Source organism: Blastopirellula sediminis (assembly GCF_020966755.1).
Taxonomy (GTDB): domain Bacteria; phylum Planctomycetota; class Planctomycetia; order Pirellulales; family Pirellulaceae; genus Blastopirellula; species Blastopirellula sediminis.
Genome location: NZ_JAJKFT010000010.1, coordinates 2,285,660 through 2,302,051 on the forward strand (window position 1 = coordinate 2,285,660; position 16,392 = coordinate 2,302,051).

General features: G+C 58.6%; 12 protein-coding genes and 1 pseudogene. 8 read left to right on the top strand and 5 right to left on the bottom strand.

The genetic code is table 11. The features are described 5' to 3' along the window. Positions 1–168: 168 nt before the first annotated feature. A complete protein-coding gene (locus LOC68_RS20920; RefSeq protein ID WP_230222349.1) occupies positions 169–1,197 on the top strand; it encodes an aldo/keto reductase in 1,029 nt (342 codons plus the stop codon). Positions 1,198–1,491: 294 nt separating this feature from the next. Next, positions 1,492–3,081 (top strand): alkaline phosphatase D family protein, encoded by a 1,590-nt coding sequence (locus LOC68_RS20925; protein ID WP_230222351.1) that lies wholly within the window; start codon positions 1,492–1,494, stop codon positions 3,079–3,081. Positions 3,082–3,204: 123 nt separating this feature from the next. Here LOC68_RS20925 and LOC68_RS20930 read toward each other — a convergent pair whose 3' ends face one another. After that, positions 3,205–4,269 (bottom strand): twin-arginine translocation signal domain-containing protein, encoded by a 1,065-nt coding sequence (locus tag LOC68_RS20930; RefSeq protein ID WP_230222353.1) that lies wholly within the window; start codon positions 4,267–4,269, stop codon positions 3,205–3,207. A gap of 158 nt (positions 4,270–4,427) precedes the next feature. Further along, positions 4,428–5,507 (bottom strand): magnesium/cobalt transporter CorA, encoded by a 1,080-nt coding sequence (gene corA, locus LOC68_RS20935; protein ID WP_230222354.1) that lies wholly within the window; start codon positions 5,505–5,507, stop codon positions 4,428–4,430. Between the two features lie 209 nt (positions 5,508–5,716). On the opposite strand from corA, the gene rimK reads away from it, so the two are divergent. Further along, a complete protein-coding gene (rimK, locus tag LOC68_RS20940) occupies positions 5,717–6,619 on the top strand; it encodes a 30S ribosomal protein S6--L-glutamate ligase (RefSeq protein WP_230222356.1) in 903 nt (300 codons plus the stop codon). A 38-nt stretch (positions 6,620–6,657) separates the two neighbouring features. After that, positions 6,658–7,755: a succinylglutamate desuccinylase/aspartoacylase family protein gene (locus LOC68_RS20945; protein WP_230222358.1), complete on the top strand. Its 1,098-nt coding sequence runs from the start codon at positions 6,658–6,660 to the stop codon at positions 7,753–7,755. 140 nt (positions 7,756–7,895) lie between these two features. On the opposite strand, the gene LOC68_RS20950 is transcribed toward LOC68_RS20945, so the two are convergent. Continuing rightward, positions 7,896–8,093 (bottom strand): cold-shock protein, encoded by a 198-nt coding sequence (locus LOC68_RS20950; RefSeq protein ID WP_230222360.1) that lies wholly within the window; start codon positions 8,091–8,093, stop codon positions 7,896–7,898. A gap of 406 nt (positions 8,094–8,499) precedes the next feature. Between LOC68_RS20950 and LOC68_RS20955 the strand changes: the two genes are divergently transcribed. The 4 genes and pseudogenes from LOC68_RS20955 to LOC68_RS20970 all read left to right on the top strand — a co-directional run bounded on the left by LOC68_RS20955 (position 8,500) and on the right by LOC68_RS20970 (position 13,149). Then, positions 8,500–9,465 (top strand): hemolysin family protein, encoded by a 966-nt coding sequence (locus tag LOC68_RS20955; protein WP_230222362.1) that lies wholly within the window; start codon positions 8,500–8,502, stop codon positions 9,463–9,465. Positions 9,466–9,564: 99 nt separating this feature from the next. Then, positions 9,565–9,702: pseudogene (locus LOC68_RS20960) on the top strand (type II secretion system protein); the annotation flags it as partial. A 1,857-nt stretch (positions 9,703–11,559) separates the two neighbouring features. After that, positions 11,560–12,702: a leucine-rich repeat domain-containing protein gene (locus LOC68_RS20965; protein ID WP_230222364.1), complete on the top strand. Its 1,143-nt coding sequence runs from the start codon at positions 11,560–11,562 to the stop codon at positions 12,700–12,702. Between the two features lie 141 nt (positions 12,703–12,843). Next, positions 12,844–13,149 (top strand): GYF domain-containing protein, encoded by a 306-nt coding sequence (locus tag LOC68_RS20970; protein ID WP_230222366.1) that lies wholly within the window; start codon positions 12,844–12,846, stop codon positions 13,147–13,149. Positions 13,150–13,616: 467 nt separating this feature from the next. Here the strand turns inward: LOC68_RS20970 and LOC68_RS20975 are convergent, their stop codons facing one another. Further along, the gene (locus tag LOC68_RS20975; protein ID WP_230222368.1) at positions 13,617–14,417 is read right to left on the bottom strand and encodes a creatininase family protein; all 801 of its coding nucleotides are present in this window, start codon (positions 14,415–14,417) and stop codon (positions 13,617–13,619) included. 61 nt (positions 14,418–14,478) lie between these two features. Continuing rightward, a complete protein-coding gene (locus LOC68_RS28635; protein WP_230222370.1) occupies positions 14,479–16,290 on the bottom strand; it encodes a hypothetical protein in 1,812 nt (603 codons plus the stop codon). Between the last annotated feature and the right edge of the window lie 102 nt (positions 16,291–16,392).

Below are 16,392 nucleotides of genomic sequence, written 5' to 3' on the forward strand. Positions count from 1 at the left end.
TGTTAGCGTAACGATTTACGAAAAACGCCCGATGCTCGCCGCATCGGGCGTTTTTTTGTTGATCTGGCTGCAAGTCAGCCTTGTATGTGGGGTTTCCTCTCGGCTCTGGATGTCTAGTCTTTTAGGCAGCCCACATTCCATGTCTTCCAACCACACGGAGCAACCCGCATGAAAACCCGCCCTCTCGGACAATCTGGAATTGAAGCCTCCGTCGTCGCTTTTGGAGCGTGGGCCATCGGCGGTTGGACTTGGGGGGGCGCGGATGAGAAGGAGTCGATCGCTGCGATTCATGCGTTTCTCGACGCCGGGGGTAATTTGATTGATACGGCGCCGGTCTATGGGTTTGGCGCCAGTGAAGAAGTGGTTGGCAAAGCGATCGCCGATCGACGTGACAAAGTGGTGCTGGCGACCAAGTGCTCGATGCGGTGGGATCTGAGCGACGAGCAAGTGAAGCGAGCGAAGAAGCGGTTTTCGACCACGCGGCAAAACGTCGACTGGAGCGGCGAGAAGACGGAGGAGAGTTTCGACGTCTACATCTACAGCGGCCGCGACGGGATTCGCCAGGAAGTGGAGCGGAGCCTGAAGCGTTTGCAAACCGACGTGATCGATCTCTATCAAACGCATTGGCAGTTGGATGCGACGCCGATAGAAGAGCGGATGGGTGCGCTCGAAGAACTGAAGAAAGAAGGAAAGATCCGTGCGATCGGCGTATCGAATGCGACGCCGGAGCAGATGGACGAGTATCGCAAATACGGCCAGCTCGACTCGGACCAGGAAAAATACTCGATGCTCGATCGCGGCATGGAGTCGACGAACCTGGCCAAGTGCGCGAGCGACAACATTGCGTTTCTCGCCTACAGCCCGCTTGCGCAAGGTCTGCTCACCGGCAAGATTACGCCGGAGCGCGAGTACGCTGAAGGAGATCAGCGGCTATTCAAAGAGCGATTCAAGCCGGACAACGTTCGCCAGGTGCTCGCCATGCTCGAGCCGATGCAGGCGATCGCTGCGCGTCACCAGATCAGCTTGTCGCAGTTGACGATGGCCTGGACGCTGGCGCAGCGCGGTTGTTCGCACGTCCTCTGCGGCGCTCGAACTCCGCAGCAAGCGATCGATAACGCCGGAGCGGGGAGCGTCGAACTGAGCGGCGAAGAACTGGCCGCAATCACCGCGGCCGTGACCAGCTATCGCGGCGTGTAGCGAGAAGTTTTTAGAACTTCTTGCGCCGTTCTGAAGAATTACTTTGCGAGTAGCGGGGGAAGACGTATCTTACTTCTTGCGCAGGAACTGCTCGAAATTGCGCAATTTCGGCCGTTTTGGGCGATCGATTTCCCGTATTTCGGCTCCTGCCCCCCACCTTCATCTTTCGTTAACTTGATCCGCCGCAGTCGGGTCAAGTAGACTCGCGATAGTGTCGAACAGTCAACAAAGTTGATTGAACCGCCACTTGCTTCCCGCACTCCCATCCCGCCACTGCTTTTGGAGTTCCGTCCAATGTGCGCCCAACGTATTCATATCCCCGGCCGTACCTGGAATCGTCGTCAGGTTTTGGCCCTTGGCGGCTCGATGTTGGCCGCGTGGCCGACGTTGGGTGGAGTCGCTTCGGCGGCGTTTCGCCGGAACGTTGGGCTAGGCGACTATCCGTTTTCGCTGGGGGTCGCTTCGGGCGATCCGAGCCCGGACGGTTTTGTCGTGTGGACTCGTCTGGCGCCGAAGCCGCTGGAGCATGACGGCGGGATGCCGACCGAAAACGTGGAAGTCCGCTGGACCGTCTGTCACGACGAAGCGATGACCAAGGTCGCCGCTCAGGGGACTGCGATCGCGACGCCCGACATGGGACACGCGGTCCATGTCGAAGTGCCGGGGCTCGATCCGAATCGCTGGTACTTCTACCAATTCGCCGCCGCCGGCGAAGTCAGCCCGAAGGGACGTGCTCGCACGGCGCCGAACCCGAACGACATGTTGTCGCAACTGAAGTTCGCGTTCGCCTCGTGTCAGCATTATGAGTCCGGCTACTACACCGCCTACGACCATATGGTGCAGGAAGGGTTCGACGTCGTCGCGCACCTGGGGGACTACATCTACGAACGAGAGGGGAAAGAAGGGAAGCTCCGCGTGCATGCCGGACCGTACATCGATAGCCTCGGCGACTATCGCGTGCGTCACGCGCAGTACAAGACCGATCCGCATCTCCAGGCCGCACATGCGATGTGCCCGTGGTTGGTGACCTGGGACGATCATGAATTTGATAACAACTGCGCCGGCGACGTTCCCGAGCATCCCGAAGCGAAACGGAACCAAGGCGACAAGTTCATGCAGCGTCGCGCTCGCGCCTACAAAGCGTATTACGAAAACATGCCCCTTCGCTCGGCCCAACTGCCGACCGGACCTGACATGCAACTGTATCGCAGCGTGAAGTTCGGCCGTCTGGTCGACTTCGACGTGCTGGATACGCGACAGTATCGGACCGATCAGCCGTGCGGCGACGGAAACAAGCCGCCGTGCGACGAAGTTTTCAATCCGGAAGCGACGATTCTCGGCGCGAAGCAGGAAGATTGGCTGACCCATCAGTTCGAGAATTCCGACAGCGTCTGGAATGTGCTCGCTCAGCAAGTGATGATGGGACGCGTCGATCGCGATTCGAGCGAAAAGGTCTCCTACTCGATGGATCAGTGGCCGGGTTACGAAGTTAATCGACTGCGGATGCTGAACTTCTTCAAGCAACATCCGGACAAGAACCCGGTCGTCCTCACTGGCGACATTCACTGCAACTGGGCGAACGACCTGCAGGTTAACTGCGAGGACGTCGATTCGCCGGCTGTCGCCGTCGAGTTCGTCGGTACGTCGATCACCTCAGGCGGCGATGGCTCCGAGCAGCGAGACGACACGCCGCTGGTGCTCGCCCAGAACCCGTTCGTGAAGTTCAACAACTACGAACGGGGCTACGTCGCTTGTGAGATTTCGCCGAAGACCTGGACGACTCACTACCGCACGGTGCCGTTCGTCACCAAGCCGGGCGCTCCGCTCAACACGCGAGCCAGCTTCGTCGTCGAAGCCGGCAAGCCGGGCTTGAATCAAGCGTAAGCCCGACGCGCCAAAGAACCACGGTGGACCCGCGCCTCGGTCGATTGACCGGGGCGTTTTTTTTTGAGTGGACAACACATTCCCTCGGCTCGCGCCTCGGGCTACGATGCGCGGCGAACGGACCTACGCCAACTTCTTCAAGAAGGTGACGCGTCCTCCTTCGACCCATTCGGTCACATAGATGTTGCCATCTTTGTCGAAGCAAGCGTCGTGGGGGTGGATGAACTTGCCGTCGAGCCAGCGATCGCGCTCTCGGCGCATCTTCATGCCGTCGCCGAGTACTGCGGCTCGCCACTCGGCGTCGTCGCCGAGATGCGTGATCACGTTGTTATCTTTGTCGAGCAGCGTGATCCGCGCGTGCAGATCAGGCACGAGCATCACTTCCCCTTGGATGTCGATATCGGCTGGGAAGAGGAGGTCGTTCACAAAGCCGAGATGTTCGCCGGTCGGCGTGAAATATTGCAGCCGCGCGTTGGCCCGATCGGCCACCGCCAACGACGGCGTGCGGCCGGGACGATCGTCGAACCACATCCCGTGCGGCGTCTTCATCTTGCCAGGTTCGCTGCCGGCGCCGCCCCAAGTCCGAACCCACTTGGCGTCTTTGTCATATTGATGGATGTAGTGCGAGCCGTAGCCGTCGCCGATGTAAAGGCCGCCGTCCGGCGCGAACGCGACGTTGGTCGGGCGATAGCCGGCGCCATCTTTGTAGACGCCGGGCTCTTGGGGGAAGTCCTTCTTCCAGACGACATCTCCCTTCAGGTCGGTCTTGATTACCTGGCAATGTTTCACATCCGACAGATAGAGAAACTCCTCGCCTCCTTCTTCGCGAATGTCGATGCCGTGACCGCCGCCGTGATACTCTTTGCCGAACGAGCGGACCGCTTTGCCAGTGGGATCAAAGACGACGATCGCATCCATCGGCTGGCTGCCGCCGTTCTGATGTTTGATGTAGATCAAGCCTTCGCGGTCGATGGTGACGCCGTGGGTCGCGCCCCACTGGACGGTTTTGGGGAGTTCGCCCCAGTAATGTTGGCACTCATAGGTGTGCTCGCCGGCGCCAACGCGTTTCGCTTTGCTGCCAGACTTGTCGTCGGCACTTAGGATCAGTGGAGTCGCGGCGACTGCCGCAGCGGCGACCGAAGTCTTCAGAAAACGACGACGGGACGAATGCGCGGGACGACCAGGCATGATGGGGCTCCTGACGTGAAAAACAGAAGTGGGCGGAAGAGTAGGGGAGCCCGCCATTCTATCGGCGCAATCAGGAAGTTGCCATTTTTAAACGAGTTTTAATGCGCGATTATAGGCCATTGAGGCCATTGGGATTGCGCGGGTTGCCCGTCGGGGGCTTATTCCGGTTCGTCTTGCTTGTGGTCCTGCGGATGGAGCCATCCCTTGTGGCCGAAAAAGAAGAGCATGCCGATCGCCAGGAAGGTCACGATCATCCAAAACATGGGGTATCCCCACGGCCATTTAAGTTCCGGCATGTCCTTAAAGTTCATGCCGTAAACGCCGGCCAGAAACGACATCGGGATGAAGATGGTTGAAACGATCGTCAGCACGCGCATGATCTCGTTGGTGCGGTTGGCCATCGACGAGAGATAGGTATTGAGCATGCCGCTGATCATGTCGCGGTACATTTCGATCACTTCGGTCGTTTGCACGCAGTGGTCGTAGGTATCACGGAGGTGTAATCGCACCTCTTCGCCGACCAGCGTGTTCGGCTCCCAGACCATCGAATGAAGCGCCTCGCGCTGCGGCCAAAGGGCGCGACGCAGGTTCAGCAAGCGATTCTTCATATGATGAATCTTTTGCAAAACGGTGGTCGTGGGAGTGGCGACCGCTTCCTCTTCCAGGTCTTCCAGTCGTTCGCCGAGCACTTCGAGGGCCGGGTAATAATGGTCGATGATTGAGTCGGCGATCGCGTAGGCCAGGTAGTCGGCCTGCTTCTCTTTGAAGCGGCGATGTCCCGCGGTAATCCGCTTGCGGATCGGATCAAAGACGTCGCCGTATTTCTCCTGGAAGGTCAGGACGTAGTCCTCTCCCAGCACGATCCCCACCTGCTCGATCGTAATTTCCGCATCGTCGCCAACTTTGACCATTCGCAGCACGATTAGGAGATTATCATCGTGCAGTTCCACCTTGGACCGCTGCGGAACATTGACCACGTCTTCCAGCAGCAGAGGGTGGAGCCCATAGATTTCGGCCAGTTCGACCAGCAGCCGTTCGTCGCCAAAACCTTGGACGTCGACCCACGAGACCCCCGATCCGGGAGCTTCCTCCAGATCGTCGAGATCGTCGATCCTTCGGTCGACGTGCATCCCGTCGACGGAATAGAGGATCTGGCGGATTCGCGGGGGCGGCGCGTCCTCGGGAATGACCAATGTTCCGGGGGCGGCGCCGACCTGAGGATGACGTTTTCGGAACATACGGCTGATTTTTGGGTTCCCTGCCGCCGGCGGTGACGCCGCATTGGCAAGATATAGGCAATTGATAAGATGAACGGCCGATCGTTACACGGGGCGGGATAAATTTCTAGTCGAATATTGAGTCCGACGGGCCAAATAGCCGATTTCCCGACCTACACTGGCGGCATCATGCAAATAGACCCTTACCCCGCGTTAAGCAGATTTTGTCGATGAATATCGTAATCCTCTCCCGGAAGTCCTCCCTGTATTCGACCCGACGCTTGCGCGAAGCGGCGATTGAGCGAGGCCACACTGTGCGGGTCGTCGACTACCTGCGCTGCTACATGGACATCACGTCCCATCGCCCCCGCGTGCTGTACCAGGGGGAAGAACTGGCTCCGGACGCGATTATTCCTCGTATCGGCGCCAGCTATACGTTCTACGGCACCGCTGTCGTCCGCCAGTTTGAGATGATGGGGGTCTTCACCGTCAACGAATCGCAGGCGATCAATCGCTCGCGTGACAAGCTCCGTTCGACCCAACTGCTAGCACGTGACGGGGTCGGTTTGCCGGTCACCGGTTTCGCTCACTCGACCAAAGACATCGATGGCCTGATCGCGATCGCCGGCGGCGCGCCGGTTGTCGTCAAGTTGGTCGAAGGAACCCAAGGGGTCGGCGTGATCCTGGCCGAAACGAAGAAGGCGGCCCAAGCCGTAATCGAAGCGTTCCGCGGTCTCGACGCGAACATCCTGGTTCAAGAGTTCATCAAGGAAGCCGGCGGCAGCGACATCCGCTGCATCGTCGTCGGCAACCGGGTCATCGCCACGATGAAGCGCCAAGCCGCGCCGGGCGAATTCCGCTCGAATCTCCATCGCGGCGGATATGCCGAAAAGATTAAGATCACCCCGGAAGAGCGGACCACCGCCAAGCGAGCCGCCAAGACGATGGGGCTGAACGTGGCAGGCGTCGACATTCTCCGCTCAAACCATGGACCGGTCGTGATGGAAGTGAACTCTTCCCCCGGTCTGGAAGGGATCGAAGGAGCGACCGAAGTCGACGTGGCGGGCAAGATCATCGAGTTCATCGAACAGCACGCCAAGCCTGGCCGACAGCGAGACAAAGGGAAAGGATAAGACGTCGCCCATCCGAGCCGACGTCAGTACAGGAGCCAATGACGGCCAACGAAGACGAAACTCCCGAACCGCGGACCAAGCGTCCGATTGACGATTGGAACGGCGTTATTATTGAGCCCGGCCAGGTTCGGGACGTCCAGGTCTCGATCGGCGAAAGCTATAGCGGCTTCGACGTGCTGATTCCGGTGCAAGTTCGTCGCGCCGTCGAAGATGGGCCAGTCGTCTTCATCACCGCCGCCCTGCACGGCGACGAGATCAACGGCACCGGCGCGATTCGCTCGTTGATCATGGACGACAGCTTACGGCTGAAGAAAGGGGCGCTGGTCCTGGCCCCGGTCCTGAACATCTTGGGTTTCGATAATCACACCCGCTATCTCCCCGATCGCCGCGACTTGAATCGCAGCTTTCCCGGTTCGCCAAGCGGAAGTCTGGCCAGTCGGATGGCGCGGCGGATCTTCGACGAGATCGTCACCCGTTGCGATTACGGAATTGACCTGCATACCGCTGCAATTCGCCGGACCAACTTTCCGAACGTGCGGGTCGACTGGAGCAATCCCGACGCCCGGATGCTGGCCGAAGCGTTCGGCAGCGAATTGATCGTCACCGGCAAAGGTCCGGAAGGCGCATTTCGGCGGACTGCCTGCGGCGCCGGCTGTGCGACGATCATCCTGGAAGCGGGCGAAGTGTCGAAAGTTGAGCCGTCGATCGTCAGTTGGGAATTGCGCGGAATTCGCAACGTGCTGGTGAAGCTGGGGATGCTCTCCGGCACGCATGTCCCTGCTTCGCGCAAGTTCATCATCGAAAAGACGAAGTGGGTGCGAGCTGACCGGGGCGGTTTCCTGCAATTCCATGCGGCGCCCGGCGAGATCGTTCGCGAGGGGCAACTGCTAGCGACGAATACCGGCCTGCTCGGCAAGCAATTGAACCAGATCTTCGCCCCATTCGACGCCGTTGTAATTGGGACGACGACGCTGCCGGCGGTCAGTCCCGGCGAACCGATCTGTCACTTGGGATTCCTGGTCGACGACGCCCAGACGGTTCAGGATCATTTGGATAAGGACGAGATGTACGGTACGGTGACCGATCACCTGGCGACAAATCTATTGATTGACCGTCCGAACGATACCGGCGGCTAACTCGACCGGAGATTCTATCCGGGAGAAAATCTGCCCTTTTCCGCAGGAAAAGGAGTCGCGAGCGGTGCGACAGAAGAAAAAAAGCCCAAATGGCGAGCTCGCCCCGCGACCAATGTTCGCAGGGCGGCTCTGCATTTGGCTTAGATCAGTTGGACCTGCTCAGCGCGCGGACCCTTCGGGCCTTGGCCTTCAACATACGAGACCAATTGGCCTTCGCGCAGATCGTCGTAGCGGACGCCTTCCAGACTCGACATGTGGAAGAACAGGTCCTTGTTTGACCCGGTGTCGATGAAACCGAAACCCTTGTCGGTCAAACGCTTGATTTTACCTTCTGGCATCAAAATCACTCACAAAACATAAAGCTGCGACTGCCGGTTAAAAAAACACTCTCACAACCGGTACAGCCACCATCAAATCTGGTGTGCATCCTATGCGTGCAATTCGCCGTCGTCAACGTTCGTGCGGTAAATGGGGGAGAAATCGACAAGAAAACCGCAGTTAAGACCTGAGAAATGAAGAAAGAGGCGCACTGCGGCTCCCAGGCGACCCGGTTTATGAGGATTTGCGCGTTTTGGGGAGGCGCCGTCTGCACACGAAAAAAGCGGAAGTCCTCCCTATTTTTGCGGTAAGTGAGAACCTCGCTCGGCGGAAAGAAGCGGCAGGTTTGGTCGGAACGTCGCCGCTGGTTCGCTACGATTGGAACGTGAGACGCCTACTCGCGACGAATTCTCCAGTGGGGCCGCTATGCTGACTTTGTTCCTCTACATCCTCGGATTCATCTTTCTCTCCGGCGTCGCCGCTCTGGTCGACGCCGCCGTTTTGAGCGTCTCGCGCAGCGAAGTCGAGGAGATGGTGATGAAGAAACTCCCCGGCGCCGTTGCGCTGCAGGGAGTGAAAAACCGGATCACCCGAGCCGTCGTGGTGGTGGTGATCGTCACCAACACGATCAATATCCTCGGACCGATCCTGGCCGGCAACAAGGCGATTGAGTTGTACGGCGAGACGGTGATCGGCGTCGTCACGGCGATCCTGACGTTCGGCACCATCATCTTTTCCGAGATCATCCCGAAGTCGCTCGGCACGCACTACGCGCCGCTGATCAGTCGGATCTCGGCGCCGCCGATCCTGGCGCTGATCTACGTCATGTATCCGATTGTGCTGCCGCTCGATTGGTTGTCGCGGCAGTTGCAGCAAGGAGAGCGACCCGTCGGAACCGAGGCGCAGATTCGCTCGCTGGCGGCCCTGGGCCGAACGGCGGGGCATATTGATAGCGATGAAGTCCGCCTGGTCCATCGCGCCTTTCTGCTAAATGACAAATCGGCCGCCGACATCATGACGCCGCTCAAAGACGTCGCTGCGGTCCGGCAAGAGGCGACGGTTCGCGAAGCGGCCAAGCAAGTTCTCGAGCATACTCACTCGCGCTATCCGGTCTTCGGCAATTCGGTCAACGACGTCATTGGAATGGTCATCAGTCATGACATCTTAGGCGAACTGACGGAAGGGCAGGATCAAGCGCCGATCGAACGTTTGGTCCGTCCCGCGTTGGTCATCAACGCCGAGATGCATTGCGACGATTTGCTGAAGGAGTTTCGCGCCCAGCGAATTCATCTGGCGATCGTTCAACAAGCGAAGAAGACCGTCGGGCTGGTGACGCTGGAAGATGTGCTGGAGGAGTTGGTCGGCGAGATCGGCGACGAAAAAGAAGCGTAGCGGGGGACGCAATTTATTGGCGAGATTCGGCGAGAAGATTTAACCTGTGCAGTATCACCTCGTCTTGCACTCTTTTCTCGAAAAATCGGATCTCGTCCTATGTCGTCGCGCCCCGCTGCGCCGATCCGGCGGATCGGCTTTACGCTTGTTGAGCTGTTGGTTGTTGTAGCGATCATCGGCCTCTTGACCGGCTTGCTGTTGCCGGCGATTCAAATGGCCAGAGACTCGGCCCAGAAGGCGAAGCAAAGATCTTCTCCAATGGCGACGCCGCTGGCCGAAGCTCCGATCGCACGGCCCTCGGAGGAAAGTCAAACGCCGCTGCCGACGATCGAACGGCTCGACCAGCGGATGAAGTTAGCCTCCAGCTACCATCGGATCGGCTGGGAGATCTATACGCGGTTCGTCGTCGATAGCGAAGGAACGCTCGAAGTCGCCGCGCCGATCGGAGAGGAGCGACAGATCGCCCTCTTTCTTCCGTTTCCGGCCGGCGCGGTGGAAGCGAGTCATGTGCAGTTGGATCTGAAAGACGCCGATGGTCAGACGTTAGAGCCGGAGCAAGTGATTTACGGCCGCGACGGAATCGCGTGTCGCCATACGTTTGCTGATGATCGGCCGGTCGTCGTCGATTGGACCTTTCAAGTTTCAGGACGCGATGACTTCGTCTATCGCTTGCCGCCGGCGGTGAAGATCGGCGCTGGAGAGTTGACGCTACAGATGGAGGTCGCAACCTGGTCGATTCCGGACGAAGCGCTGCAGCCGACCGAGTCGTCCGAGAAAGAGCTGCGATGGGAAATCGCGAACCTGGTGACGATGCCGGCGATTCGGGTCGACATTCCTTCGGCCCAAACTCCGACCGCACGGGTGCTGCTCTTGCTTCGTCTGACCGGCTTGGCCGTGCTCTTCTTCGGGGCAGGCTTCTGGTTTCTCAGCGAACTCGATCAGCCGGGGCGGCTCGATGATTTTCGGTGGGGGCACTTCACGCTGTTGGCCGGCAACTTCTGCTTCTTCTTTTTGATCTTCACGACGCTCGAGTTTCATGGGCAACTGCAGACGTGGCAATCGATCATCATCGCCGCCGTCTTGTCGCTGCCGCTGTTGATGTTGCATGTGACGCGGATTCTCGATCTCCGTTTCGCTTTGACGCGCGTGATCCCGCTGACGTTATTGTCGCTGGGGATCGTGATCAGCGGCGTCTATGGAGGGCCGTATCGGGACTACTTGTTCATCGCGGCCGGGTTTTTGATCGTCGCGTTCGTGACGGTCACGTATGGCGCGTGGCGGCTCAAACAGGAAATGCATCGCCGCCAAAAGATTGCCGATCGCAAAGAGCAGGCGGCGCAGCTCTTGCGGCGGTTCTCTGGCGAACTGACGAAAGATCTCTCCGTCGTTCATCAATTGCATGTCGACGCGGTGCGTCGCTCGTCGCATCTCGCCGGCGCGGCGAACGTGGAATTCGAGGCCGAATTGCAACTCGCCAAAGAACGGGTCGCCGAGATGGAGAAGACCTATCAACGGTTACGAGATCAAGTGGAACGGGAGACGGCCGAGGGAACGCTCGAAACGTTGCCGTACTATCAAGCGGAGACCGAGGAACTCTCGCAGCGAGCGATCCGCTGTAAAGAGCGACTTACGGCTTTGCTGGAAAGGTTCGATTCGGCGACGCCGGCCTCCGTTTCTTCGTCGGAGGCGCTGGAGGAAGGGGCCCATTGCTTGAATTGCGGCGAAGCGGTCCTGCCGGGAAACTATTGTCCCTCTTGCGGCACGCAACTGGCGCGACGAGTTCGTTGCGACCAATGTGGTGAGTCGATCACGATTCCCGTTCATTTGCTCCGCAAAAAGGCGCTTGGAGGTTCGACCCACTGTTATCACTGCGGAGCGAGCCAAAAACTGTAAGTCGCCCAGCCCAGGCGATTTTCGCCCGAAAAGCGGTGATTTCGGCGGAGGCGCGTTTTGCGAGGTAAACTTGCAAAACCGCCTGTTTGGGGCTGGCGCCGGCGATCTGTTCCCTTGGTTGAAAGTGGCAAGCGGCGCAGCCAAAATAGAGGGATCCCGCCGAAATCACTTCTTTCCCTTCTCGCCTTTTGGGAGCTTCCTATGTTGCGTTCGCAGACCACGCTTAAAGCTCTAGCCGCTACCTTCAGCTTTTGTGTCGTGCTTTCGTTCTCGGCCCGTCAGGCCGCGGCGATTCCGTTCTTCTGGGAAGTTTTCGAAAAGCAATACGTTCACAAGGACGCCGCCGACGACAAGGCGAAGATGTTCGCCGCCACAGCGACAGCCGCCAAGTGCAACGTTTGCCACGTCGACGGACAGGCGAAGAAAGAACGCAATCCGTACGGCGTCGCGCTGGCCGAAACGCTCAAGAAAGATCAGTTCAACAAAGAACGGATTGAAAAGGAACGAGACAAGGCCGAAGCGGAAGTGCTTGCCGCGTTTGAGGCGGTCTCTGGCAAAAAGGCCAATGACAAGGCGAAGACCTTTGGCGAACTGATCGCCGCCGGCGAATTGCCGAGCGCCGCTCCGGATGCGAAGCCGGCGACGCCGATGCCGGAGCCGGAGAAAAAGCCGGAAGAAGCGCCGAAAACCGAAGAAGTCGCCACGCTATCGCCGGAAGAAATCGCCAAGATCAAACGCGAACTGCGGGCCGAGATGGAAGCGGAGCTTGCGGCGGCGAAAGCGGCGCTGGCCGCGGCGATTCCGAAGATGCTCGATGCGACGCGGACCGCCAACGAAATCGCCGCCAAGTATCCCCAGGCGCCGATCGACGAACAGGCCGAAGCGGAAGCGATCAAGCAGATCACCGCGTTTGGCGGCACGGTCAATCGGATCGCTCAGAGCAGCGACGCCAAGGTGGTGACCTATCATCTTTCGGACAAGACGATTCATGACGAAGCGCTGGCCCCGATTCGCAAAATCGGCAATGTGGTCGAAGTGAACCTGATGGGAACCGAAGTGACCGACGCCGGCTTGGAACAACTGGCCGGCCTGAAGCAACTCGAACGGCTTAACCTGGCGAAGACCAAGGTGACCGATGCGGGACTGCGTTACCTGGCTGCCTGCGAGAAGCTGAACTATCTGAATCTGTACGGGACCGAGGTGACCGACGCCGGCGTGAATCACCTCTATGGCTTGCCAAGCTTGCGTCACTTGTATCTGTGGCAGACGAAAGCGACGCCGGAAGGGGCGAAGCAATTGTCGGGGGCGATTCCCGGTTTGAAGGTGAACCTCGGTTCGATGTAAACGACGTTTACATGATCCTTACATGAGGTTCATATACGAAGAAAATTGGCATTCTTCGCCGGTTTGAAAGAACCGAACAAGATCGCTTCCGTAGTCAGGGGTGGAGTACTGTATCCATCCTTGGAACGGAAGAGAAACAAGATGTTCGCCGAAGCTCTTCGCGGTCTGCTAAATCGCGTTACGAAGGGTACGGCCGCAAGCACGCCGACCCAGGAACCGACGCCGCACAAGCCGCCTGAAAAGGGAACGTATTACATTAAGTTTGACGCTCACTCGCCAGAGACCGGTCCGTTTACGAAATCGGAACTACGGGCCCTGGCGGAGGATCGTCTCATTCATAAGCGTTCCCTCATTCGGTCAGGAAAGACTGACTGGTATCAGATTTCGAATGTCAAAGGCCTAGGACTGCCGCTCATCGAGCCGCCGTCAGGCGATAAGATCCACTAATCGACGTACGTTGCCCTACGTACGTCAATGATTAGCGGCGTCTTACCTTCTGGTTTACAGCAGCGTTGAAAAGATCATCGCTGCTGACATCGCGGTTACCCCAATCAGCACAAGACTCTGTACGAATAGCGAGGCAATTTTTGCCTTTTGCATCTCCAGGTCTCCCTGCTTGGCTGCGATTGCGATTGCTCTGGCTCGTGGGGCACTCTTTTGCGGCGACATATTTCTTCCTCCTGAAAAAAAGGTGCTGACGAACGTAAAGCATCCGGCGTGCCGAAACTCGCGCAACCGGGACCGAATCGCGTAAGTCCCAATAAGGTCAAGAGTTCACCGTTTCGCTTTTGCGCAAACCATGGCGCAGCGTACCGACGAGACCGACTCGTGTCTCACGCTTGCGTCTCAATTTGAGAAGCTCAGCCGTTCGAGAACGCCAGCGAATTCGATAGCTAGCACGGACGCGAGCGTCGTTAATCCTTCACAAACGGAAAGGTCGCGTCGATCTCGGCGGCCGATAGTTCGGCGAGAAACTTCCCCAGCCGCTCGGTCAGCTTGTCGAGCAGTTGCTCTCCCTTTTCGGGCGTCGACGCATGCGGATAGCCAGAGCCGCTATTGGTCGTCAGCAAGTGCCAGGGACGCGTAATTCCTACCCAGCCTTTCTCGAGCGCCTCGAACTGCATCGGGCGCTGACTGCCGGCGTCGGCATTGAGGGTGCCATCTTCCTTCTTGTCGACCAAGTGCCCTTGGCAGGCCATGATCAGCGACGTTTCCATTTCGCCGGCATGATCGTCCATGTGCTCGAAGATCTCAAAGTAATCTTCGGACGAGAGGACGCGGAACCAATTGCAGAGGAAGAGATGCGCTTCGGTCTTGCCGTACAATTCGCGCAAGAGCGGTTTGAAGTCGTTGCCGCCGTGACTGTTGAGCAACACCACTTTGCGAATGCCGCTTTCGACCAACGACTTCACCAGGTCAGCCACGACCAGAAAGAGCGTCGAAGGATTGACGTTCATCGCCAGCGGAAACTGGTTCATGTTCGTCTCGGTGCCGTATGGCATGGTCGGCAGCAAGATGACCTTGGCGCCTTGCTTGTGAGCCGCTTCGCAAATGCGCTCGCCGATGACCGTTCCTTCGTACATGTCGGTGCCGTAAGGAAGATGCAAGTTATGCGGCTCGGTGGCGCCAAGCGGCAACACGGCGACTTCGTATTGATGCTCTTTGACGTAGCCGTAATTTACTTCCGACAAGATCCAGGGGCGCATTCCGCTCATAGCGACATACCTTCGGCAAAGACCAGGGTGCTAGAAAACAAGAACGCCGCCATTCTAACGACTACTGGTCGCCGGTCGTAACCTGCAAGTCGGGGTGAGCCTGCTTGATTTTCGCAACTCCACCCGGGGTCGTCTGCGTGCGGCGCAAATCAAGCGCGCTTAACTGCGCACAGCGGGCAAGTTCCGCCAAGCCTGCGTCGGTGACCCGAGTAACTGCAAGTCGCAAGATCTGTAATCGATCGAGACTCGCGAGCGACTTGAGTCCAGCGTCGGTGATCGCCGTACCGCTCAGATCAAGTTCCGCGAGATTGGAGAGCTTCGCGATCGTCGGCATTGCGGCGTCGGTCGTCGCCGTGCCGCCGAGTCCTAAATCGCGCAGCTTCGGAGTTTGCAAATGCATCACGCCGCTGCTGGTCACGCGTGTGCCGGTCAGATCGAGCCAATCCAAGTTGGGCAACTTGCCGATCGCTTCTAGCCCACTGTCTGTAACGGCAGTTCGGCCAAGCGCCAGATCAGCCGTCGGTCCCAGCGGATCAAGCTCGCCGAGCATCGCGTCGTCGACCTCAAGGAACTTCGCGTAATTGTCGTCGATTTGATTGGGGGCCAGCCCGGTCGTTTCTTCGAGCGACCGCGCGTGATCGCGGCCGAGATAAATCGTCCGCAGGTATTCGATAAACTTGCTGCGATGTGCGGCCGCGTCTCCATCCATCAGGTAATGGGCCAAGCCGGCCGCTTCGCTGTACAAAGCGCGAATGTCGGTATGCTTTTGCAATTGCTCACGCGACATGCCGGTCAACTCTTGCACCGGCAAGTGAAACTCGCCGACCAGGCGGCGATTGCGGGCGAACTGCAGCCGCGACGCATCAAAGCCGCCGATCGTGCAGTAGCCGTCGAACATCCGGACCGACTCCATGTAGAGCGCGGCGCCTTCAATCGCCCAGAAGTTCGCCTCCGTTCCAATATCTTCCGGCGCCGAGCGGTACTCATGAAAAAGCTGATGCGTCGCTTCATGGAGCCAGGTCGATTGCGCCGCCGCATCGTCGGAGGCGAAGAAGTAGGCTTCTTCCTTGTTGAAGAGATAGATGCCGAGAGTCATCGCCGCTTGCGGTTCGAGCGGCGTCAGGTAGTCGACGTACTCTTGCTGCGAGCGGAAGTAAGCGATGCGGAACTTCTTGCGACTCGGGGTTGGCGACGCGCCGTCGAAGTAGCTTTGCAACTGACGCTGGTTGCTCCAGTAGTCGAAGAAGGTCTGCTCCCACGCCGAGTAAAGCTGCTCCAGCTTTTCGGCCAGTTCCAGTCCCGCCTTCTCGCTATGGTTGGTGCTGATCTCAAAGTGAGGCGATTCGATCAACCAGTAGGTCTTCGCTGGCCAGGGGAATTTCGGATGGTCGAGTCGAAGTTGTTTCACCCGGGTTGTGACGCCAGGACGGCGCCAGACGCCGCTTACCTGGCGATAGCCCAGGATGCGCCGCGCTTCGGCGTGATCCGGATTCTCGCGGAGCACGTCATGAATCAGACGATAAGCGACGTCGGCACGATCAGCGGCCAACTCTTGCTTGGCCAGCGCAAAGAGTTGCTCGGCGTAATCGCGACGGAGGGACGTCAGTTTCTCATACCAAAAGGAGACCAACTGCGTCGGCTGACCGGTTGGCTTGAGCGGATCGCTCTCAGGAACCATTACCGCGTAGTTGTAGATCGGTCGACGCGTCAGAAACCAGTCGCGGGTCGCTGCCGCCTCGCGGGTCATCTTCAGCTCGTCGCACTTGTCGGCCAGCTGCGTCAGTTCGGTTTGAAAGCGTGCGTCGAGCGACGCGCGGTCCAGCGTTGGATCGGCGGCCAGCAGCGACAAACTGATGAGGAGCGGAGCGAGCACGTTTCTCGGACGTTCGACGGGGGCGATGCGGCGAAGGGGTATCTTTTAGTCTACTTTCCCGGTTGGTTTTCGGCACGAAAAAGGCCGCTGGAACAGATCCAG

Excerpts from the sequence above, each read along its gene's own strand:
- LOC68_RS20955 (WP_230222362.1), top strand. The coding sequence starts at position 8,500 with ATGCTGACTTTGTTCCTCTACATCCTCGGATTCATCTTTCTCTCCGGC.
- corA (WP_230222354.1), bottom strand. The coding sequence starts at position 5,507 with ATGTTCCGAAAACGTCATCCTCAGGTCGGCGCCGCCCCCGGAACATTG.
- LOC68_RS20930 (WP_230222353.1), bottom strand. The coding sequence starts at position 4,269 with ATGCCTGGTCGTCCCGCGCATTCGTCCCGTCGTCGTTTTCTGAAGACT.
- LOC68_RS20970 (WP_230222366.1), top strand. The coding sequence starts at position 12,844 with ATGTTCGCCGAAGCTCTTCGCGGTCTGCTAAATCGCGTTACGAAGGGT.
- LOC68_RS20965 (WP_230222364.1), top strand. The coding sequence starts at position 11,560 with ATGTTGCGTTCGCAGACCACGCTTAAAGCTCTAGCCGCTACCTTCAGC.
- rimK (WP_230222356.1), top strand. The coding sequence starts at position 5,717 with ATGAATATCGTAATCCTCTCCCGGAAGTCCTCCCTGTATTCGACCCGA.
- LOC68_RS20945 (WP_230222358.1), top strand. The coding sequence starts at position 6,658 with ATGACGGCCAACGAAGACGAAACTCCCGAACCGCGGACCAAGCGTCCG.
- LOC68_RS20920 (WP_230222349.1), top strand. The coding sequence starts at position 169 with ATGAAAACCCGCCCTCTCGGACAATCTGGAATTGAAGCCTCCGTCGTC.
- LOC68_RS20975 (WP_230222368.1), bottom strand. The coding sequence starts at position 14,417 with ATGAGCGGAATGCGCCCCTGGATCTTGTCGGAAGTAAATTACGGCTAC.
- LOC68_RS20925 (WP_230222351.1), top strand. The coding sequence starts at position 1,492 with ATGTGCGCCCAACGTATTCATATCCCCGGCCGTACCTGGAATCGTCGT.
- LOC68_RS20950 (WP_230222360.1), bottom strand. The coding sequence starts at position 8,093 with ATGCCAGAAGGTAAAATCAAGCGTTTGACCGACAAGGGTTTCGGTTTC.